The organism is Mesorhizobium sp. B3-1-6, from assembly GCF_006439555.1.
Classification (GTDB): domain Bacteria; phylum Pseudomonadota; class Alphaproteobacteria; order Rhizobiales; family Rhizobiaceae; genus Mesorhizobium.
Window position 1 is genome coordinate 39382 of sequence record NZ_VFTM01000006.1, and the last position, 22129, is coordinate 61510.

Sequence of the window (22129 nt, forward strand, 5' to 3'; positions counted from 1 at the left end):
CTAGATCATGTGCCGGATGATGTCGATCGGCTCTGGGACATGCTCGGCAGCGGCAAACCGGGCAGTGATCGCGCCGTCGCGCATGACAAGGATCGTGTCGCTGAAGGCAATCAGTTCCTCCAGAGTGTCGGCGATGATAAGGACTGCGATGCCGCTCTGCGCGAGTTCACGGACGCGTCGAAAGATTTCTGCTTTTGCGCCGACGTCGAGCCCCCGCAGCGGATGGTCGAGAATAAGGATGCGCGGCCGTTCGGCGATCAACCACTTGGCCAGCACGACCTTCTGCTGATTGCCGCCGCTCAGGTGGCCAATCGAGGCATCCATTGAAGGGGTCTTGATCCGCAACTGCTCGACCCAATGGCTGACCAAGCGCCGCTCACGTCGGAAGTCCAGAAAGATGCCGCTTTGCAGGTCGCCAAGATGTGCCAGCGTCATGTTCTCGCGCACGGTCATTTCCGAGACGATGCCTTCGACTCTGCGCTCGGATGGAATATAGGCGATGCCAAGCCGGACACCCTCACGCGGACCGCGAGGCCGAATATTGCGTCCATCGAGCAGTATTTGCCCCGAGCTCGGCGCCTCGGCGCCGTAGATTGTCCGGCAAATGCTTTCGCGGCCTGACCCCTCGACGCCGGCAATGCCTAGAATCTCGCCGGCGTGCAGATCGAAACTGACGTTGCTATATGTCCGTTCGTTTGAAAGGTTGCGCACACTCAGGCTTATCTTGTCAAAAGTGCAAGAGCTTTGTGAGCGGCTGTATTCCTGTGCCAGAGAATGGCCAAGCATAAGGCCTTGGAGCTCTGCAGGCGTGGCAGAGGCGGTCCGCTCCGCCACGCAACGCCCGTTGCTCATCACATAGATGCGATCGCAAACATGCAGCACCTCATCCAGCCGGTGTGAAACAAACACGGCCGAGGCGCGCTCGCGCAAGCGCAAGATCTGGCCGAGCACTTTGTCGATGTCGCCAGCATCCAGGACCGAGGTCGGCTCATCGAGCAGAACGATGGGATTGCTGTCGATCTGGTCTTCCACGGCAAGCGCCTTGGCCATTTCGACCAACTGCCGCTGGGCAAAGGAGAGACTGCCCGCCAGCATGTCCGGTGCTATGTCCGAACCGAACTTGGCGAGATGCCGCCGCGCGCGTTCATTGAGTCTGCGCCAGTCGTAGAGACCCAGCCGGACGCAATCGCCCTCGCAGCCGAGTAGGATATTTTCCGCCACCGTGACGTTCGGCAGCAGCGACTGTTCCTGAAAGACCATTCCGATGCCAGCCTTGGCGGCGGCGCCGAAATTGGCCAGCGGCTGTCCGCGCACGAGCACCCGACCCTGGTCTGGCCGGATGAGCCCGCCCATGATCTTCAGCAGCGTCGACTTGCCGGAGCCGTTTTCGCCGATCAGACCGACGATCTCGTTAGAGCCGATCGATAGGCTGACATCGTTCAGCGCACGCACGCCCGGATAGCTCTTGCCAACACCATCGACGGACAACTGCGGCGCGTTCATTTCACCACCTTGAGGCGGTCACGGGAATGCCAGTTCGTAGCGATAACCGCGACCAGAATGATGAGCCCTTGCATTGCGGTCTGGAGATAGGGCGTCACGCCGACAAAGATCATGCCGTTAGACAGAACCGTCAGGATCAGGACACCGACAAAGGACTGCATCACACCACCGCGTCCGCCAGCCAGCGACGTGCCGCCAATGACCACCGCCGTCAGCGTCACGAACAGTTGGTTGGCGCCGATCTCGACGTGACCTACTCCTAGCCGTGCTGACTCCAGCACGGCGGCAAGTCCCGCCGACAGGCCGGCGAACGCGAAGGCCAGCACCTTGAACCGGTCAACCCGAATGCCCGACAGCCGCGCTATCGGCTCGGAACAGCCGACGACGTAGCTGTAGCGACCGAAGCGGGTGTTCGATTGCAGTACTTGGCCGGCGGCAAGGAAGGCGACGGCGATATAGGCGAGATGCGGGATGCCCAGCGTGTCGCCCAGTGCCCAGCCACGCAGTTGCAGGTCCAGGATCTGCGGCGGCTGGCCGCCCGATTCCAGCATGGCGATGCCACCGCTGACGGACCACATACCCAAGGTCACCATGAAGGACGGCACCTTCAGCCTCGTGACGAGCAATCCAGAGATGCAGCCAAAGCCGCCGCCCAGAAGCAAGCCAGCCAGAATTGCCACGACGCCGAGGTCGAGTCCGGTTCTGCTGTTGTGGACGAGCAGGGCAAAAGTCAACGAGCAGGCCGCCATGACACCCTCTACGGACAGGTCGATCGAGCCTTGGAGAATGACGAAAGTCATTCCAGTCACCAGGATGACCGGTATCGCTGCCTGGCTTGTCAGCGTGTGCAGATTTGCCAATCCGATGAACTGCGGCTGCGCCAGGGAAAAGCCCGCGACAAGCGCGGCAAGCGCCAGCACCGGCGCCCACGACACGAGGCCGCCCGAGAGCCTGCGCCGTGCCGGCCGAGCAGGAGACAATGGAAGCGGCTGCTCCTGCGCGCCAACGCTGCCGTTGTTCATTTCTGCCATCCAGGCAAATCATGCGTTGCGGAGCCGGCGCGGCGCATCAGACACGCCGGTCCCGGAGCCATCTCAGTCGGCAGGACCGGTGTCCCGGCTCCACAACTTGTCGCAGGCCCAGTCGCCGGCATAGGCGCTGGCCGGCGGGGGGTTGAGATATTGGTCGACGTTGTCCTTGGTTATAGCGATGAGGCGCAGGTTGAAGTTGCGTTGCTCTTTCGTCCACGAAGCTGGCGTCGGCGCCTGCCCGGTCAGCACGCAGTAGCCCATGGCGAAGCCTATGCTGCCCTGATAGTAGGCGTCGCTGGAGACGGTTGCCGTCATCTCACCCTTCTTCACTGCCTGGATCGCTTCGGGTATGCCATCGGCGCCCACGACCGGTATCTTGCCGGCAAGGCCTTGCGCGCGCAGCGCTTCCACAGCGCCGAGAGCCATGTCGTCGTTGGCGGCCCATATGCCTTTGATCTTGTCTCCGTATTTCGACAGCCACGCCTGGACGATCGGAAACGCCTGCGAACGGTCCCAGTTTGCGGTCTGCTGGTCCAGCAGCGTGACGCCGGGATTGTCGCCCAGCACCTTCTGCAGTCCGGCAAAACGGAGTTGCGCGGGCTTGTTGTCCAGGATGCCCTGCAACGCGACGATGCCGCCCTGGCCGTTCATGGCCTTGACCATCGCCTGCGAAATCGACACGCCGGCATCGAAGCTGTTGACCCCAATGTGCGCGATCCACTGATCGTTGCCGTCATATGGATAGAAGCCATCCGGGTGCGACCAGTGCGTGACGATCCACGCGCCAGTCTGATTGGCGGTTTTCACCATGAGTTGGACCGCCGGCAGATTGTTCGGCTCGACGTTGAAGATTGAGCAGTTCGGATTGCTGGCCAGCACCGCGCGCATGAGCGAGACCTGCTTGTCGGAATCGCCCTGGTTCAATTGAAGAACGTATTGCTTATCACTCAGCCCGACCGATTGCAGGAACAGGCGACCACCCTTGTCCAGGTCACCATGGTAGGGCTGCGCGATCTCGCGCATCGAATTGACGAAGCGGATGTCTTCCTTCTTGCATAAGGGATCCGCCGATGCTGTACCGACCGAGGCCGATGCTAGCAGCGTTGCCAAGGCGGCAACTGTTAGGCTGGTGGCTTTCATGATTTCCTCCCATGATGCCGCGAAAGTAGCAGCTGGCATTAGGGTGGAAAAATCGATTGTTTGCCCGGATAATGATAAGCAGAGGCAATCTTTGCGGCGAACACTTTATTCGTTCAGTACGCGCAGCGGCGAACCTTGTAGCCAGGCATGGATGTTCTCGACGATTTGGCCGTACGCGCGGCGATACGTCTCTTCAGTGACATAGCCGATATGAGGCGTGGCCAGCACGTTGGGAAGGAAGCGGAACGGATGCTCGGGCGGCAGCGGCTCCTGATCGAATACATCCAGCGCCGCACCGGCGATCCGGCGCTCCTGCAGTGCCGCAATCAGCGCCTTTTCCGACACGATAGGACCGCGTGAGGTATTGATCAGATAGGCTGTTGGCTTCATGAGCGCGATCTCATCCTCGCCGACGAGGTCGCGGCTGCGCTCGCTGAGTTTGTAGTGCACGCTCAGCACGTCCGCGTTACGGAACAGCTCGTTCTTCTCGACCCGCTCCACGCCGGCCTCGGCCGCGATTTCCTGGGTCAAATTCTGGCTCCAGGCTATGGCGCGCATTCCGAACGCCTGGCCATAGCGCGCGACAGCCATCCCCAGAGTGCCAAGTCCAAGCAGCCCGAGGGTTTTGCCGGCGAGTTCGTAGCCGAGGCTGGTCTGCCAGCCTCCCGCCCGGACGGATGCCGCTTCCGCGGCCACGTTACGCGTAATCGCCATGATAAGTGCCCAGGTCAGTGCTGACGGCCCGTGCGATCCGCCGCCTTCCGTGCCACAAACGACAACGCCTCTCTTGCGGGCCGCCTCCATGTCGATTGCCGCGTTCCATGTGCCGACGGTGACCACGAGTTTCAGCCTGGGCAAGCTTTCAATCACCGTCGCATCTATCCGGCTGCGTTCGCGCATGAGGACGACGACATCAAATGACAACAGGCGTGCAATCAGGTCATCGGCATCGCCTGCGTGATCGTGGAAGAAGCTGACCTTGGCGCGAGTGGATAGGCCGTGCCAATTCGCCATCGATGAGGCGATGCGCTGATAGTCGTCGAGGACGGCAATCGAAATTGCAGGAGATGAAGGCATGAGGATGTTTCCTAATTCTGCCGGCCGCGGCGATGGTCGGCGTTGAACAAACGGGGCTGGCGGAGGCGGGCGTTCTGTGTTTCAAATCATTACGCGCATCGGGCAAGCGATTGCGAAACGCAAAACAGCAATGAGGCCCATGATGCAATTCCAGCTTTGCAATCCCACCCATATTGCCTTCGGCGAAGGCAGCATCGCCGAGCTCGGCGCGCTTGTGCCCCGCAAGAGCCGGATCATGCTGCTTTACGGCGGCGGCAGCATCAAGCGCAACGGTGTCTACCAGCAGGTGCGTGCAGCGCTGCCTGAAGCCATTGTCACTGAATTCGGGGGAATAGAGGTCAATCCGCACTACGAGACGATCCTCAAGGCCGCGAAGCAGGTCCGCCGCGATAACGTCGACCTCATCCTGGCTGTCGGCGGTGGCTCGGTCGCGGACGCCGCCAAGTTCCTTGGCGCGGTCGTCCATGCCGGCGGCGATCCGTGGGACAAGCTCCGCGCCGACGACTGGCCCCAGCAGATCGTACCCGTCGGTGTGGTGCTGACCCTGCCCGCCACGGGCTCGGAGAGCAATCCCGTGTCCGTCATCACGAGCACAGTGAGGGAGCTGAAAATTCCGTTCCGTTGCGAGGCGATACGGCCCCGCTTCGCGATCCTCGACCCATCGACCATGGCGACGCTCGACCGTCGCCAGCGCGCTAACGGTGCCGTCGACGCCTTCACCCACGTACTGGAACAGTATCTGGTGGCGCCAGGCAATACACCCGTCCAGTTCGGCTTCAGTGAGGCGCTGCTCGAGGTTCTGATCGAATGGGGGCCGATGCTGGTCGAGCAGAACACGCCGCAGGCGCGCGAGAACATAATGTGGGCCGCCAATCAGGCGCTGAATGGCCTGATCGGCGCCGGCATCACGCAGGACTGGTCGACCCACATGATTGGCCACGCCCTGACAGAACTGTACGGCGTCGACCACGCCCGCTCCTTGACGCTGATCATGCCCTCGCTGCTGCGCTACAAGCGCGGCGCCAAACAGGTCATGCTCGCGCGATATGCCCGCCGCGTCTGGAAGGTCGACGAGGCCGACGACAAGCGCGCGGCCGAACGCGCCATCGACCTGACCGAAGACTTTTTCCGCCGCATGGGCTGTCCTGTCCGAATTTCGGAACTGGCGCCTACCACGGTTTCGGCCGGAGCCGTCGTCGCCCATCTGGAGCGCGCAAGCCAGACCCGACTTGGCGAAGCGGGCGACATCCAGAGCGCGCAGGTGCACGAGATCATAGCCCTGGCGGCATAAGGCAATGCTGGCGCGCCCTGGGCGGCGCGCCAGCACGAATTTTCGGCTCGGCGCGGCAGTCATCGCGCAGCGCGTTTCTTGCAGGCGCATCGCACGGCTCAAGCCGCGACGGCAGGGCCCGGAACGATCGTGTCCACTTCAGCCATCTCGGCTGGCGTCAGCTTCCACCCGGCAGCGTGGGCGTTAGCCTCTACCTGCTCAGGCCTCGTTGCGCCGGCGATGATGGATGCGACGCGGGGACGCTGGGCGAGCCAGCACAAGGCCAGTTCTACGAGCGTGCGGCCACGGGTCTCGGCGAAGGACTTGAGCGCTTCGATATGATCCCAATGCGGGTCGAGGAAACGGTTCTGCCCCCTGATCTCCACCTCGGTCAGACGCGTTCCCTGCGGCATGGCCTGGTCGCGCCGGTATTTTCCAGTGAGTGCGCCGCCACCAAGAGGGAAGAATGGCACCAGGCCAAGGCCGAGCCTGTCGAGGTTGGGCAAGACGTCCTTTTCGATGCGACGCTCCGTCAGGCGATACTCTTCCTGCGAAGCGATAAAGGCAGCTGTTCCATTGCGCTTCGCCGAGGCCGTGGCCCCATTGATGTCGGCTACGGAGAAATTCGAGGCGGCGATGGCGCGCACCTTGCCTTCCTGCACCAGCTCGTCCAGTGCGCCAAGCGTGTCGTCGATCGGTGTGCCAGGATCCGGCTCATGCATATAGTAGACGTCGATCCAGTCCGTGCGCAGTCGCTTCAAACTGGCCGCGGCCGCCTGACGGATGTAGGCACGCGTGCCGCGCACGCCTGCCACCGCGCCGGGTCCTTTGCCGAACTTCGTCGCCAGCACGATGTCCTTACGCCGGGAGCCGAGCAATTCTCCAATAAGCTGTTCCGACTGTGATTTGCCGTAGATATCCGCCGTATCGAAGAAATTGATGCCGCAATCGACCGCGGCGTCGATCACCTTTCGCGTAGCGTCGCGGTCTATTCGCCAACCGAAATTGTTGCAGCCGAGTCCGACAAGGGAGACTTTAGGACCGCCAGGTCCCAGAGAACGCATTTCCATCCGTGTTCGCCTTTGTGTCGTGCGACAGTCCTACAGCTCGACAAAGCTCTAGGGCGCCTGCCGTCGTGTACGGGATCAAAATCGCCGGGTCCTTGCCAACACGGGATGCCCTTTAAACTGGGTAGCTGAGGATTGGTATGTCAAGGGCTCTGCCCTTTCAAATTTTGATCGAAAAAATCTATCAAAACGGCGAATAAATATCGATTTAACTTCTCGTTCCTCGGACGATAGCATTTCCCTCGATCGTATCGGCCATGCAGTTCACGCCGCATCGAAGGGAGAGCTTGATGAGTTTCCTAAGCGAGCGAGAACTGGCGGGTTTGGCCCCGGCAGACGAGGTGGCGTTTCGTTCGCCCGTGCCTACGCAAATGGTCTCCAACGCCGAGTTCAATCCGCTGCCGCAGAACAAGCAGCAGAAGGAAGTCGAGTCGCGCATCAAGAGCATGGCCGAAACAAACGGCAAGAAGCTCGGCATGGATCTGCCGCGCTTCCTGCGTAGTCCGATGGGCATGGCAACCGCCTTCGTTGCCATGAATGAGGTCTATGGATCCCTGTTCGCCATCGACAGGGATGAAACGAAGGATCTTAGCGCAGCGCTGGCTCGCCAGAAGAAATTCGCAAAGCAGTTCGTCTTCGACGACCAGGTGCATTTCGTGCGCGACGACTATGCCTGGGATGGGCTCCTCGATACCGCGCGCTGGGCCGCGGACCATGGCTGGAACCCCGGTCTCGGGCCATCGGCCAAACTGACTCTCGACCTCTACAAGTTCGATAATTTTCTCAAGGAGATTTATTTCGACAGCGACACCCACATTGGCCTCCTGTCCGGTGCGCCAACCGACGACTGGGACCAGACCTTCCTGTCGAATGATCAGATCAAGGAAGCCGCCGATTTCGTCAACGGTTTAGCCAAGAACAAGCGGCTCTACTACCATGCGCTGATTTCCCCCAAACAGCCCGGCTGGATGGACGAGGTCGACCGCGCCATCGAGGTTCTGAAGCCGACGAGCTGGAAGGGTTACACCGTCGGCGATCCGATCGTGCCGCAGACCGCGCGCTATCCCTGGCGCATGGATGACGAGAAGGAGATGTATCCCTTCTACGAGAAGGCGCTGAAGGCCGGCATCACCACGGTTTGCGTGCACAAGGGCTTGCTGCCGGCCGACTATGCCAGCTCCATGCCGAACGCTTGGCAGTATGCGACGGCCGACGATGTCGGCAAGGCCGCCAAGGACTGGCCTCAGCTCAGCTTCGTCATCTATCACGCCGCGCTTGCTGTACAGCTTCAGGACTTCGTCCAGGACCTTGCCGACTACGAGCGTACAGGCGAGTTGAAATGGGTCAGCGACCTCGCCCGTATCCCCGAAAAGTATGATGTCAGCAATGTCTACGCCGACCTTGGCACCAGCTTCGCCAGCGTCGCGGTCACCAGCCCGCGAATAGCCTCGGCCATGCTCGGCATGCTGATAAAGGGTCTCGGTTACGATCACGTCTTCTGGGGAACCGATGCCGTTTGGCAGGGCACCCCGCAATGGCAGATCGAAGCCTTCCGCCGGCTGGAAATCCCGGAGGACTTACAGAAGCGCTTCGGCTACGCGCCCATGGGAGAGCCGGACGGCCGGGTCAAAAGCTCAATTTTGGGACTGAATGCTGCCCGCCACTACAAGATCCCGATCACCGAGGGCGACCTCTCGCCCTGGGAACAGGACAACCTGGCCAAGATCAAGCTGGCTTATCTCAACGAAGGCGGCCAGCGCAGCAACGCCGCCTACGGATACGTCGTCAAGCCGACATAGATCGGCGTTGCCGGAGCGCATCGGCGCACCGGCGGGGAGAGAGACGCACATGCTCGCCAGTTCAGAAGCGACACCCGAAGCCATGGCCGAATTGTCGCGAGAGAATGCCCCGCTGCTTTCGGTCCGCGCCGTGTCCAAGAGCTTCGGCGGCACCCGCGCGCTCGACGGCGTCAGCCTTGATCTGAATGCCGGCGAAACGCTTGCGCTGCTTGGCGAGAACGGGGCCGGCAAGTCGACCCTGATCAAGATCCTGGCCAACGTCTATACCCAGGACGCGGGTGACATCGACTTTCGCGGCACGCAGGTCTCCGGACCAGCGCTCAGGCGTCTTCCAATCACCTTCATCCATCAGGATCTCGGCCTGATCGAATGGATGACGGTCGCCGAGAACATCTGCCTGACGCTCGGCTACCCGATGAAGAACGGCCTGATCGACTGGGATCAGGCTGCCCGCCGCGCCGGCGACGCGCTCGGCCATCTGGGTGCGGTGATCGATCCGGAGATCCGGGTCCAGAGCCTGAGCCGCATCGAGAAGTCCCTGGTCGCCATCGCCCGCGCGCTGGCCGCGAATGCCGAGGTGATCGTGCTTGACGAGCCGACCGCCAGCCTGCCAGCCGACGAGGTAACCCGGCTGTTTTCCAGTCTTCGGCAGCTTTCGGCCTGCGGCGTCGGCTTGATCTATGTCTCCCACCGCCTCGACGAGGTGTTCGAGATCGCCGATCGCGTGGTCGTCCTGCGAGACGGCCAGGTCGCCGGCGAGCGTTCGATCGCGGGGACGACACCGGAAGAGCTGATCCTGCTGATCGTCGGGCGCCAGCCCGCGCCCGTCGCGCGCACGGCGCCGCAGAAACAGGGTGCGCCGCGGCTGATCTTCGAGCGGACCATGATTGGCTCGGCCGGACCCGTCAGCGGAGAGATCTACGCCGGCGAGATCGTCGGCCTGGTCGGGCTTCGCGGCGCCGGCCAGGAAAACATTGGCCGTGCCCTGTTCGGACTTGCCCCGGCGACAAGCGGATTAATCAGCCTTGACGGCGTTCCAATCAGGCCAGCCAACCCGAAGCAGGCGATGGATCTCGGCATCAACTTCGTCGGCGCCGATCGCGTCGGCGAATCCGTGGTACCGAACCTGTCGATCCGCGAGAACTTCTTCTTGAATCCCGTCGCCGCTGGGCGTCGGCTGCTCTCTTTCCTGTTGCCAGGCCCGGAGACACGCCGGTCACGCAAGCTTGGCGAGGACGTTGGGCTGCGCCCGAACGATCCGGCACTGGCGATTGAGCTTCTTTCGGGCGGCAATCAGCAAAAGGTGATCGTGGGTCGCTGGCTGCATGTTGGCGGCAAAGTCTACGTTTTGGCCGATCCGACCGCCGGCGTCGACGTTGGCGCACGCGCCGAGATCTACAGGCTCTTCGAGATGGCCCTGAAGGCTGGCGCCGCAATCCTCATCGTGTCGACCGACTTCGAAGAGGTCGCCAAGGTCTGCCACCGCGCTCTGGTCTTCGACCGCGGGAAGGTCGTGGCGGAGATCGACCGGTCAGACCTGTCGACAGAAAACCTCATCGCCGCCGCTTCCGCGCGCGTAACCCCTGCGCAGGCAGGCAACAGGTCGCCCCATGCAAACGATCAAATCTAACGCCATCGAGCCGACGCGGTCTGAACTCGCCGGCCTTACACGCCGCGAATCGATAATCCGCCAGATTCCTGTCTACGGACTGCCTATCCTGATGGTGCTGATCATCATCGGTTTCTCGATCGCGCTGCCGACGACGTTCCCGACATATCTCAATTTCCGCTCGATCCTGAGCGACAAGGCTATAATCGCGCTTCTCTCGCTCGCTTCCATGGTGCCGATGATGTCTGGTCGGATCGACCTAACCGTCGGCTACGGCATCGTGCTCTGGCACATCCTGGCGGTCAGTCTACAGGTGGAATACGGGCTGCCCTGGCCGCTTGCCTGCCTGCTCGTGCTGGGCGCCGGCGCACTGTGCGGGCTGATAAACGGCACCCTTGTCGAGATTGCCCAAATCGACTCCTTCATCGCCACGCTTGGAACCGGAACCATCCTCTATGCGCTGGCGCTATGGCACACGGACGGGCAACAGATCATCGGCACCTTGCCCGCCGGATTTATTGCCCTGAACGGTTTGCAGTTCGGCGGCATTCCCATCGCTGCATTCTACGTCCTTGTAGCAGCGGCAATCCTATGGCTCATTACCGAACGCCTACCGCTTGGCCGCCATATCTATGCGATCGGCGCCAATGAAAAGGCCGCGATGCTCAACGGCATTCCGGTACGCAGATACGTTATCGGCGTCTTCATTGCATCCAGCCTGGTCTCGAGTTTCGCAGGCATCGTCCTGGCTTCCAAGCTGCGCATCGGCCAGGCGAGCGTCGGCCTGGAATACCTTTTGCCGGCGCTGGTCGGCGCCTTCCTCGGATCCACGACTATCAAGCCGGGTCGCTTCAACGTGCTCGGCACGCTCTGCGGCGTGCTCATCCTGGCCGTTGGCATCTCGGGGCTACAGCAGCTCGGCGGCGCTTTCTATGTCGAACCGCTTTTCAACGGACTGACCCTGATCGTCTCGATTGCGATCGCAGGATACGCACAGCGCCGCCGGACAGTGTCTCGTCGAAAGGAGGAGCCAGGCGGTTGATGACGGTTTTCTGCGTCACGCCATCACTACCCAATCAAACCAACTAAATGAACGTCATGGAGAGGAAACCAAAATGTCTGAACTCAACAGAAAGGGGAGGATTCAAATGTCAAAACTTCGCTCTGCTGTCGCGATCTTGGCCGGCTCGGCCTCGATCGCCCTGCTGACTGCAAATATCGCGCGTGCTGATGACGCCTTCCTTCAGAAGGCCAAGGAACTCACCGCCATCGCCACCGCGCCGTCGGGCCCGTGGACCGGCCCGACCACAGGCCCCAAGGCTGTGGTCGGCAAATCGATCATCTACCTCTCCAACGACCAGCGCGTTGCCAGCGTCAGCGCTGTCGGCAAGGGAGTCGAGGAAGCGGCCGGCGCGATAGGCTGGAAATATCGCCTGATCGACGGCGGCGGCACCACAGCCGGTGTTTCGACGGCCCTGTCGCAGGCCATCGCGCTGAAGCCGGACGGCATCGTGCTCGGCGGTGTCGACATTGCCCCGTATACTGATCTCCTGCAGCAGGCGGCCAAGGAAGGCATCAAGGTCGACGGCTGGCATATCGGCCCGGTTGCGGGGCCGATTGCCGATCCACCGATCGTCTTCAACGTCAATACTGCCCCGCCGGAAGTCGGCAAGGCTTCGGCTCTTTATGTCGTGGCCGATTCGAACGGAAAGGCGGGCGTCGTCATCTTCACCGATAGCACCTATCGCATGGCGATCGTGAAGTCGGACATGATGGCCTCCATCATCAAGCAGTGCTCTGGGTGCGAGCTGCTTGATGTTGTCGTCACCCCGCTTGACGATACGCAGGCCCGCGTGCCGCAGCTCACCACGTCACTGCTCGCCCGTTTCGGCAAGCGGTGGACCTATTCCATGGGCATCAACGATAGTTACTTCGATGCCATGGCTCCCGCGCTTCAGGCCGCCGGTATTTCTCCAGAGGACGCGCCCAAGAACATCGGCAACGATGGTTCGCCCGCGGCCTTCCAGCGCATCCGCACCAAGCAGTACCAGGTGGCCACGGCGGCCGATCCGCTTCGCCAGCAGGCGTGGCAGTCGGTCGACGAACTCAACCGCGCTTTCGCCGGCCAGAAGGATAGCGGCTACACCGGGGTCGTGCACCTGTTCACCGCTGACAACATCGAGAAGGACGGCGGACCGGACAACATCTACGATCCGCAGAACGGCTATATCGACGCCTACAAGAATATCTGGGGAAAATAGCCGAGCTGCCCTCTCCCTGCCCATTCGGGAAGGGAGAGCCCGGACGGCGCCCCGGCTGACGGCCAGGCGGCGCATGGTTGTCGAGGGCGGGTCTCTCGGGCGCCGCCCTCACCTGACCGAGAGAAGAAGCGTGGCCGGCCGGCAATGGCGGCCACGAAAAAGGAGACGCAATGGCGCAAGAGAGGCTTGCCCTCGTGGCGGGCGGAGGCGGCGTCATCGGCCACGCCCTGGCGCAGCATCTAGCCTCGCGCGATGGCTGGAGCGTCGCCACGCTCTCGCGCCGCAAGTCGGCGACGGAAGGCGGTATCCGCCATGCCCAGGCTGACCTGATGGACGCCGGCAGCGTCGCGCGCGCCGTCGCAGCCATCGGCAAGCCGACGCATCTGTTCTTCGCTGCCTACCAGGACCGCAGCGACGCGGCCGAGTTCGCCGACCTGCATCTCACCATGCTGCGCACCTTCGTCCAGGCCGAGGCGGCGGCCGGCGGGCTGGACCGCGTCATCCTATATGAGGGCGCCAAATACTATGGCGTCCATCTCGGCCCCTTCAAGACGCCCGCCGTCGAAGACGATCCGCGCCACCTGCCGCCGAACTTCCACTATGCGATGGAGGACTGGGTGCGCGCCGAGGCGGCCGGCAAGGACTGGGTGCCCGTCATCCTGCGGCCCGACGTCGTCTGCGGCTCGGTCGTCGGCGACGGCTTCAACATCGTCATGCTGATCGCCGTCTACGCGGCCATCAGCAAGGCGCTCGGCGTTCCGCTGCGCTATCCGGGAACGCCGGAGGCCTATCGCGCTCTAGTCCAAGTGACGGATGCCAGCCACCTCGCCCCGCGCCTCCGAATGGGCAGCCGTGGCGGCGCCGGCGGGCGAAGCCTACAACGTCACCAACGGCGACCTCTTCCGTTGGGAGCAGATCTTTCCTCTGGTGGCCGACTTCTTCGACATGCCGCTGGCGCCGTTGCAGACGATCCCGATCGCCGCAACCATGCGCGACAAAGCCCCTGTATGGGACGCGCTGGTGAAGCGGCACGGCCTGGTGCCGACGCCCTATGACGGTATCGCGCTCTGGCATGCCGCCGATTTCGTGCTGCGCTGCGGCTACGACGTCGTCTCGAGCACCACCAATATCCGGCAGGCCGGCTTCGGCGAGGTCGTCGACAGCCGGGAGATGTTCCTGCGCATGCTCGCCGATTTCCGCAACCGGAAAATCATCCCTTAGCGATGCCCAGGCGACATGCGGACCACAACAATGTGATCACCGACCGGGAATTTGACGAGCAGAAATAGACTATCATCGGACAGGAGGCATCACCATGAATGGGCAGACACCGGGCAAAGGAACCGCCGACGGTGGCGCGGTTCCTTTCGATACAGCCAAGCTCGACGCCCTTCTTGACAAGGCCGGCCTGGACGCCCTGATCGTTTCCTCGCAGCACAACATCCGCTATCTGCTGGGCGGTTACCGTTTCTTCTTCTTCGCCCATGCCGATGCCATAGGCATCGGTCGCTATGTGCCGCTTCTGGTGTATCAGCGCGGCCATGTCGACAAGACCTGCTACATCGGCATCGGCACCGAGCAAAGCGAACGTGAATTGGGTGCACTCTGGGCACCGCACTTTGTCGAGGCTTGGTACGGCGATGGCGCGATGAACGCGGCCGTGAGGCACTTGAAGTCGCTCGGACTGGATCGTGCCCACATCGGCATCGAGACGGCCTTCCTTGGCGCCGATGCCGAGCGTGCACTTCGTGCCAGCCTCCCGCACACCACGCTCGTCGACGCGCTGGTTCCGCTCGAACGCTTCCGCGCTGTCAAATCACCGAGGGAGCTCGAATATCTACGCGACGCATCCGACAAAGTGGTCGATGCCATGATGAGCGTCATGTCCGGACACAAGCCCGGCTGCTCGACCGCGGCCCTGACCGAGGCGATGCGTCGCGAGGAGGTCCTGCGCGGCATGGAGTTCGACTACTGCCTGATCGCGGCGGGGAATAGCCATATCCGCGCACCGACAGAGAAGCTTTTCTGGCGCGAGGGCGACGTGCTGTCGCTGGATTCTGGCGGGAGCTACAAGGGTTATATCGGCGACCTCGCCCGCATGGCCATATTCGGCGAACCTGACGCGGAACTTGAGGACCTGCTGGGCGAGATCGACGAGATCCAAATGGCATCCCGCAAACCGATCCGAGCCGGCGCGATCGGCACCGAGATTTTCGAGGCCGCCGAAGCCGTAATCCGCCGCTCGTCGCACGCCAATGCACTGGATTTCGTAGCGCACGGAATGGGCCTTATCAGTCACGAGGCCCCGCGTCTGACCAGCCATGGGCCGATACCTTACCCTGGTGACCATGGCCCCGAACCACTGGAAGCCGGCATGGTCCTTTCCATCGAGACCACCCATCCACACAGGCGCGGCTATATCAAGCTGGAAGATACCGTGGTCGTCACCGCGAACGGGTGGGAGGCTTTTGGCGACCGTGGGCGTGATTGGAATCGCGGAGGCACCACCGCCTGACAAGTGATGCGCTTCGTCCGCAAGGCGGCGCACCGGTTGTCCATAACTAAGGCGACGGCTCGAGGAGCCGCCGCCGCTGTATCACTACAAGCGCGGTGCGGCGGGCGCGCTCGAAGGCGCCTTCATCGTCCGCCGTCTGAAACTCCGGTCCATTGTCGCTCGCAAACACAAAGATGGTATTCTCAAGCAGGCCGTTTTCAGCAAGCGCGCTCCTGATCTTGCCGGCGAGGTCATCGATCTCGCAGACCAGGTCCCCGTATGCGCCGATGCCGGACATTCCCTCGAACTCTTTGTTCGGCACGACGGGAGAATGAGGCGCGGTCAGCGGCAGGTAGAGGAAGAACGGCACGCCGGCGCGCTTTTGCCCAGGCGCACGCCGGCGAATGAATTCGACGGCTCTCGCCGTGAACATGGGAAGCATCGCGCCGAGGCGCGTTCGGCAACGTAAGAACGCGGTCCCGCATTTCGACGGCATGCCCAAACTGTCACCACGCGCCACCGGTGATCTGGAAATCTTCCGTTCAAGGCCAAGGTTTGCTGCCTGTAGCAACCAAGTCGTTCGCACTTTTTGACGCCGGCACTCCATCAGGGGTCAGACTTGGGCGTTATGGATCCGATAGAACGCCCCGTTTTGAGCGATGTCCAAGCTGACGTCTAGGGCCGACATGAGGCGCAAAGCTCCCGTGGCATTTGGAGCCCGGACCGGGATGTCGAAATCGGATCTCTTACTAGCTGCCCTCTCGCGCGATGCCTCAGTTTCGCTGAGGCCAAAATGTGCAGTGGTTATGTTCTGTGGTTGCGTCCACGAGAGATCTCGCATATCTTTGTTGAACGATCGTTCAACAATGCATTTGAGAAGCCACGATGCAGTGCAACCCCCGTTACGAAATCCTGTTCGAGCCGGTAGCAATAGGACCGGTGACCGCGCCGAACCGCTTCTATCAGGTGCCGCACGCAAGCGGGATGACCAACGCGCTGCCGCGCGTTCGCGCGGCATTTCGCGAAGCCAAGGCCGAAGGCGGATGGGGCGTGATCTGCACGGGGGCCTGCTCGATCGACCCGACTTCGGACGATGCGCCGCTGCCTTTCGCGACGCTATGGGACGACAACGACATCCGCGCTCATGCGCTGATGACGGAGGCCGTGCACCGCCATGGATCGCTTGCCGGCGTGGAGCTATGGCATGGCGGCGCATCGGTGATGAACCGGTCAAGCCGCCTGCCGCCGCTGTCGCCATCTGGCATTTCGTGGATGGCCACGCATGTCGGCTTCATGGGCAATCTGCGGCCGAAGACGATGGACAAGGCCGATATCAAGGAGGTGCTGAGATGCCAGGCCGAAGCGGCACGCAAGGCGCGCACGGCCGGCTTCGATGTCGTCTATGTCTATGCCGGGATGGGCTATCTCGGCTACGAGTTCCTGCTGCCGGAATACAATCATCGCGTCGATGAATATGGCGGCTCGATCGGGAGCCGTGTCCGCTTCGTGCGCGAGATGATCGAGGTGACGAAGGACGCGGTGGGCAAGGATTGCGGTGTCGCGCTTCGTGTGAGCCTTGAGGAACTGCGCGGCCGGCCCGGACGCAACCAGCCTTCGGAAGCCCATGAGCTGATCGAACTTCTGGCCGACCTGCCCGACCTGTTCGACGTGAAGATGGACTCAAGCCCCACGGATTGCTCGGCGTCGCGCTTCACCGGCGAAGGCAGCCACGAGCCGGTCATCGATTTCGTCAAGTCGCTGACGAAGAAGCCCGTGGTCGGCGTTGGGCGCTTCACCTCACCGGACACGATGGTGTCACAGATCCGACGCGGTGTGCTCGACTTCATCGGCGGCGCGCGGCCGTCGATCGCCGACCCCTTCCTGCCTGCCAAAATCCGCGACGGCCGCGAAGTCGAGATCCGCGAATGCATCGGCTGCAACATCTGCATTTCGAGCTGGCACGACGGCGTGCCGGTGCGCTGCACCCAGAATCCGACCGCCGGCGAGGAATGGCGGCGCGGCTGGCATCCCGAACGCGTCGAGCGCGCCGGCAGACCCGAACGCATCCTCATTGTCGGCGGCGGACCGGCCGGGCTCGAATGCGCCATGACGCTCGGCCGCCGCGGCCATGAGGTGATGCTTGCCGACGCCAGCCGCGGCTTCGGCGGGCGGCTGACCTTCGAGAAGACGTTGCCAGGGCTCTCAGCCTGGAATCGTGTCGTCGAGTACCGACTGGGCCGCATCGGCGAGATGAGCAATGTCTCGCTCTATCCCGAGAGCACGCTCGGCGCCGACGAGATCATCGACTTGGCACCGGAGCGCCTGGTGCTGGCGACCGGTGCGCGCTGGACGAACATGCTCTATTCGTCGATGGAGATCCCCGTCGGGCGGCTCGACCATGCGGACGTGCTCACACCCGACGACATCGCCGCCGGCAAGCTCCCCGAGGGGCCGACGCTGGTCTTCGATTTCGACAATTACTACATCGGCGGCGTCCTCACCGAGCATCTGGCCGCCCAAGGCATCCCGGTCAGCTATGCGACACCGTCCGGCCATGCCTCCGCATGGACGATCATGACCAACGAGCTGCCGCTGGTGCACCGGGCGCTGGCGCGCCGCAACGTGCCGGTGACGACGCTGCATCTGCTGAAATCCTTCGATGGCGAGACGGCGACGCTGGCGCATCTGTTCACCAGCGAAGAGACCCGCGTGGCTTGCCGCTCGGTGCTGATCGTCGGCTTGCGGTTGCCGCGAAACGAGTTGTTCGAGGCGCTGACCGAAAAGGCGGATGCGCTTGCGGCGGCGGGCATCCAGAGCGTCGATCGCATCGGCGACACGCTGGCGCCCGGCGCTATTGCCCATGCGGTTCACAGCGGCCACAAGCTGGCGCGCGAGATCGGCGCGAAGCTTCGCTGGCGGCCCTACCGCCGCGACACGCCGATCGTCGACGCGGCAGCGGATTTCGAGATGCCAACGGCAGCCGAATAGAGCAGTTCCAGGAAGGTGCGAAGCGGTTTTCCGTTCGGATTGCGTCAAACAGGGAGGTCCAGAAAGCCATGGAGCGTATCGCCGCACGTCGCAGGCCCGGTCGCCCGCAGCGCGAGATAGGCGGCATCGCGCAGCGACCATGGAAGCAGCTGACGCGGCCCTACGCGCCGATCGAGGTCCTGTCGGCCGACCAGGTGCAGGCGATCCATGAGATGGGACTCACCATCCTGGAGGAGATCGGCATGCGCGTGCTGCAGCCGCGGGCGCGCCAGCTCTATCGTGCCGCGGGCTGCACCGTCGACGAAGGCGAGATGCGCGTGCGCTTCGACCGCGCCATGGTGATGGAGTGCGTCGCCATGGCGCCGTCATCCTTCGAGCTGCGCGCCCGTAACCCTGAGAAGAACGTCAAGGTCGGCGGGCGGCATTGCATCCTGTCGTCGGTCGGCGGGCCGGCCTATGTCATGGACAATGACCGCGGCCGCCGTCCCGGCACCTATGCCGAGATGCGCGACTATCTGAAGCTCATCCAGTCGTTCAACGTGCTGCATCAGGAAGGCGGCGGACCGTTCGAGCCGCTCGACCTGCACCAGAATACGCGCCACCTCGACCTCTACTATGCCGAGATCACCTTGCTCGACAAAAACTGGCAGCCGCAGGCGCTGGGTCATGGCCGCGCCATCGACGCGCTGGAAATGGTGGCGATCTCGCTCGGCACGACGCGCGAAAACCTGGCGCGGGAGATGCCGGTGTTCACCGGCATCATCAACACCAATTCACCACTGCAGCTCGACGACCCGATGGCCGAAGGGCTGATCGCGCTGGCCGAGCACGGTCAGGTCAACGTCATCACGCCGTTCACGCTGGCCGGGGCAATGAGCCCGGTGACGCTTGCCGGCGCGCTGTCGCAGCAGCATGCCGAGGCACTGGCCGGCATCGTGCTGACGCAGATCGTTCGACCTGGGGTGCCGGTGATGTATGGCGGCTTCACCTCAAATGTCGACATGAAGACCGGAGCACCCGCCTTCGGCACGCCGGAATACACGCAGGCGGCACAGATCACCGGACAGCTCTGCCGGCTGATCGGCGTGCCGTTCCGCTCCAGCAACGTCACCGCCGCCAATGCGGTCGACGCGCAGGCCGCCTATGAGAGCGCGATGTCCCTGTGGGGCTGCCTGATGGGCGGCGCCAACCTGGTGCTGCACGCGGCCGGCTGGCTCGGCGGCGGGCTGACCGCGTCGTTCGAGAAGCTGGTGGTCGATGCCGAGATGCTGCAGATGATGTCGGCCTATTTCGATCCGCCCGTCGTCGACATCGACACGCTGGCGCTGGACGCGGTGCGCGAGGTCGGCCCAGCCGGGCATTTCTTCGGCGCCGCGCATACCATGCAGCGCTACGAGCGCGCCTTCTATTCGCCGCTGGTGTCCAACTGGGACAATTACGACACCTGGATGGAACGCGGCCAGATCACCGCGCGGGAACGGGCCAACGTGATCTGGAAACGCATGGTCGCCGACTACGAGCAACCGCCGATCGATCCCGGCATCGACGAGGCGCTGCGCGACTATATGGAGCGCCGCAAGCGCGAGGGCGGATCGCCGTTGAACTGAGTCAGGCGTTCCGCAAAGGCCCGACCTGCGCCTCGAGCATCTCGAAGCCGGCGGCCTCGGCCGCCTGCGGCGTCACCACGCTTTCGTCGAGACACCATTCGAGCCAGAGCCCGTCGACCAGCGCGATGAAATTGCGCGCCAGCGCGGGCGCGTCGACCCGTCTGTCGCGCTCAACCGCAACCGCCGCGATGTCCTCGGCAAGTTCCGCGCGGTAGGCGTCATAGAGCTCGCGATGCGCCGCCTTCAGTCGCGGGTTGACGGCGATCTCGCCCCACAGCGACAGCCAGATCAGCAGGTTCTCGCGGCTGAAATATTCCGGCGCGAAGTTGGACCGCACCAGAGCGGCCAGCGCGGCCTCGGGAGGCCAGTCGGACACCTCGGCGCGGCGGCGCTTGGCTTCGTCGATCTGGTTGTTGACGCTGGCATAGAGCGAGGATTTGTAGACCTCGACCAGCAGCCCATCGAGGCTTTCGAAGTGGTGGTTGATGAGACCGCGCGAGACGCCGGCCATCTTGCAGATGCGATCTATGGTGAAGGCGCCGATGCCGCCGACGGACAGGCACCGTGTCGCCGCCTCGATCAGCATGGAGCGGCGCACATCGGCCTGTTCGCGGCTGAAGCGCGGCGCCTTCTTCGCACCGCGCTTCTTTTTTGCAGCTTCCGGTTGGGCTTGCGTCATGCAACCCAGCTAATCGATTGCGCCGATCCTGTCCATCAAGCGTTCACGCCGTCTTCTTGAACAGCACAGGATTGGGGTGACCGTCCGGATAGATGACGGGTTCGAACGCGGTCTTATGGATGGCGACCAGCGGCTGGTGACAGATGAAGACGAATCCGCCGGACTGTTCCATCAGATCCTCCAGGCGGTTGGACAAGACGATGCGTTTGGCCTCGTCGCTTTCGGCAACCAGTTGCTGATAGCTGGTCTCGAATTCGGGACTGTCGAAGCCGGACCAGTTGTAGGCGCCGATCTGGTCGGGGCGGAACCAGACCAGGTTCTCGGACGGATCGACGCCGCCCGCGAAATCCATCAGCGCCAGGTCGATGTTCTTGTAGCCGTCGCCTTGCGTCTTGTCGCCGACGCCCCAGAAGGCGGCTTCGTCGTAGGGCTGGATCTCGACCTTGATGCCGGCTTGCTCGAGGCTGGCCTGGATGATCTGCGCGGTCGCGGTGCGGATGGAATCATTCATCACCGTCAACGTCAACGACAAGTCGCTCACGCCTGCCTCGGCGAGCAGCGCGGCGGACTTCTCATAGTCGGGCGCCGGGATCAGATTGCTCGGGCGCGCGAATTTCGTGCCGGGCTGGACCACGCCTGTGGAACGCTTGGCGAGGTCGTCATAGACGCCGGTCAGGATCTGTCCGACATCGACGCCATACTGCACGGCTCGCCGCACCTTCAGATCCTTGAGGCGCGGGCTCAGCATGTTGATCGTCAGCCAGACATAGCGGGTCGACTGCGCCTCGATCAGTTTCGTATTGGCGGGCGGTTTGGCCTTGACGGCCTTGGTCGCCGAAATGGCGATCTTGGTGTAATCGAAGGCGTCAGCCTCGTAGGCCAATTGCGCCGCCTGATCGTCGGCGACGACATAGATCTCGACCTTGCCGAAATCCGGCTTCGGTCCCGGCCAGTCCGGATTGGCGGTCAGCGTCACCTTCTGCTTCTGCTGCCAGTCCGAGAAGAGATAAGGACCGCAGGTCGCCGGGGGCTCGGTGGTGAATTTGCCGCCCGCCTTCTCGGTGCCGGCCCGGCTGATGATGTGGCCGCCATAATAAGGCAGGCTGGTGACGAAGATCGGCTGGTACGGATCCTTGAGGTGGATAATGCCGGATCTGGCGTCGACGACCTCGACACGGTCCAGCTTCTCGAATTGATAGGCCCAGGGCGACGACAGCTTCGGATCGGCTATGCGCTCGTAGGAGAATTTCACGTCTTCGGCGGTGACCGGGCCAAGGCCGTTCGACCATTTCAGCCCATCGATCAGGGTGAAGGCGATGGTCTTCGGATCCTTCAGCTCGAGTTTCTCCGCGCCCCAGAGCGACCACGGCGAACCTTGCCTGAGATCGCCGAGGCGGTTCAGCGACACATAGATGCCGCGCATCATGACGTCTTCGATGCCGCCGATCATGAAGGCGGGGTCAAGCGTCTGCAGGTCGCCTTCCATGCGGATGCGCAGCGTGTCGCCAGCCGCCGACCAGGCAAATCCCGGTTTCATCGTCAGGCCGGCGCCCAACACGCCGGCGGCTTTCAGGAATGCACGTCTGTCCATGGTCCATTTCGTC

The 22129-nt window shown here is 62.8% G+C and carries 18 protein-coding genes; 10 read left to right on the plus strand and 8 right to left on the minus strand.

Features of this window, described 5'->3' with window-relative positions; genetic code table 11:
• From FJ414_RS07685 to FJ414_RS07700, 4 genes are all read right to left on the minus strand, one after another.
• The gene (locus tag FJ414_RS07685; protein ID WP_140643064.1) at positions 1 to 1503 is read right to left on the minus strand and encodes a sugar ABC transporter ATP-binding protein; all 1503 of its coding nucleotides are present in this window, start codon (positions 1501 to 1503) and stop codon (positions 1 to 3) included.
• Complete coding sequence (locus FJ414_RS07690; protein WP_210239652.1) at positions 1500 to 2525, minus strand: ABC transporter permease; 1026 nt, start codon at positions 2523 to 2525, stop codon at positions 1500 to 1502. The genes FJ414_RS07685 and FJ414_RS07690 overlap by 4 nt, the downstream gene beginning before the upstream one ends.
• A 72-nt stretch (positions 2526 to 2597) precedes the next feature.
• A complete protein-coding gene (locus FJ414_RS07695; protein WP_181181556.1) occupies positions 2598 to 3674 on the minus strand; it encodes a sugar ABC transporter substrate-binding protein in 1077 nt (358 codons plus the stop codon).
• 105 nt (positions 3675 to 3779) lie between these two features.
• A complete protein-coding gene (locus FJ414_RS07700; RefSeq protein WP_140643070.1) occupies positions 3780 to 4751 on the minus strand; it encodes a D-2-hydroxyacid dehydrogenase family protein in 972 nt (323 codons plus the stop codon).
• Between the two features lie 142 nt (positions 4752 to 4893).
• Between FJ414_RS07700 and FJ414_RS07705 the strand changes: the two genes are divergently transcribed.
• Positions 4894 to 6042, plus strand: coding sequence for an iron-containing alcohol dehydrogenase (locus FJ414_RS07705; protein WP_210239653.1), 1149 nt, complete (start codon positions 4894 to 4896; stop codon positions 6040 to 6042).
• Positions 6043 to 6140: 98 nt separating this feature from the next.
• On the opposite strand, the gene FJ414_RS07710 is transcribed toward FJ414_RS07705, so the two are convergent.
• Entirely contained in the window at positions 6141 to 7091 is a 951-nt protein-coding gene (locus FJ414_RS07710) for an aldo/keto reductase (RefSeq protein WP_140643074.1), read from the minus strand.
• 287 nt (positions 7092 to 7378) lie between these two features.
• Between FJ414_RS07710 and FJ414_RS07715 the strand changes: the two genes are divergently transcribed.
• The 7 genes from FJ414_RS07715 (at position 7379) to FJ414_RS07740 (ending at position 15272) form a co-directional block, all read left to right on the plus strand.
• Positions 7379 to 8887, plus strand: coding sequence for an amidohydrolase family protein (locus FJ414_RS07715; RefSeq protein ID WP_140643079.1), 1509 nt, complete (start codon positions 7379 to 7381; stop codon positions 8885 to 8887).
• An 82-nt stretch (positions 8888 to 8969) separates the two neighbouring features.
• The gene (locus tag FJ414_RS07720) at positions 8970 to 10517 is read left to right on the plus strand and encodes a sugar ABC transporter ATP-binding protein (RefSeq protein ID WP_140643300.1); all 1548 of its coding nucleotides are present in this window, start codon (positions 8970 to 8972) and stop codon (positions 10515 to 10517) included.
• Positions 10498 to 11538 (plus strand): ABC transporter permease, encoded by a 1041-nt coding sequence (locus FJ414_RS07725; RefSeq protein ID WP_140643082.1) that lies wholly within the window; start codon positions 10498 to 10500, stop codon positions 11536 to 11538. The genes FJ414_RS07720 and FJ414_RS07725 overlap by 20 nt, the downstream gene beginning before the upstream one ends.
• Positions 11471 to 12757: a substrate-binding domain-containing protein gene (locus FJ414_RS07730; RefSeq protein WP_246672323.1), complete on the plus strand. Its 1287-nt coding sequence runs from the start codon at positions 11471 to 11473 to the stop codon at positions 12755 to 12757. The genes FJ414_RS07725 and FJ414_RS07730 overlap by 68 nt, the downstream gene beginning before the upstream one ends.
• Positions 12758 to 12927: 170 nt before the next feature.
• Positions 12928 to 13812, plus strand: coding sequence for an NAD-dependent epimerase/dehydratase family protein (locus FJ414_RS07735; RefSeq protein ID WP_210239654.1), 885 nt, complete (start codon positions 12928 to 12930; stop codon positions 13810 to 13812).
• Positions 13778 to 13978, plus strand: a complete 201-nt coding sequence (locus FJ414_RS31655; RefSeq protein WP_210239655.1) for a hypothetical protein — start codon at positions 13778 to 13780, stop codon at positions 13976 to 13978. The genes FJ414_RS07735 and FJ414_RS31655 overlap by 35 nt, the downstream gene beginning before the upstream one ends.
• 94 nt (positions 13979 to 14072) lie before the next feature.
• Positions 14073 to 15272, plus strand: a complete 1200-nt coding sequence (locus FJ414_RS07740; RefSeq protein WP_140643084.1) for a Xaa-Pro peptidase family protein — start codon at positions 14073 to 14075, stop codon at positions 15270 to 15272.
• Between the two features lie 46 nt (positions 15273 to 15318).
• Here the strand turns inward: FJ414_RS07740 and FJ414_RS07745 are convergent, their stop codons facing one another.
• Positions 15319 to 15771, minus strand: a complete 453-nt coding sequence (locus tag FJ414_RS07745; RefSeq protein WP_181181557.1) for a sulfatase-like hydrolase/transferase — start codon at positions 15769 to 15771, stop codon at positions 15319 to 15321.
• Positions 15772 to 16136: 365 nt separating this feature from the next.
• Here FJ414_RS07745 and FJ414_RS07750 point away from each other — a divergent pair, with 365 nt between their 5' ends.
• Positions 16137 to 18239: an FAD-dependent oxidoreductase gene (locus FJ414_RS07750; RefSeq protein WP_140643088.1), complete on the plus strand. Its 2103-nt coding sequence runs from the start codon at positions 16137 to 16139 to the stop codon at positions 18237 to 18239.
• Positions 18240 to 18307: 68 nt separating this feature from the next.
• Positions 18308 to 19846 carry a trimethylamine methyltransferase family protein gene (locus FJ414_RS07755; protein WP_140643090.1) on the plus strand — a complete coding sequence of 513 codons (1539 nt, stop codon included), beginning with the start codon at positions 18308 to 18310 and terminating at the stop codon, positions 19844 to 19846.
• A gap of 1 nt (position 19847) precedes the next feature.
• On the opposite strand, the gene FJ414_RS07760 is transcribed toward FJ414_RS07755, so the two are convergent.
• A complete protein-coding gene (locus FJ414_RS07760; RefSeq protein WP_140643092.1) occupies positions 19848 to 20525 on the minus strand; it encodes a TetR family transcriptional regulator C-terminal domain-containing protein in 678 nt (225 codons plus the stop codon).
• A 43-nt stretch (positions 20526 to 20568) separates the two neighbouring features.
• On the minus strand, positions 20569 to 22116 hold the full coding sequence (locus FJ414_RS07765; protein ID WP_246672324.1) for an ABC transporter substrate-binding protein: 1548 nt from the start codon (positions 22114 to 22116) through the stop codon (positions 20569 to 20571).
• Positions 22117 to 22129 lie beyond the last annotated feature (13 nt).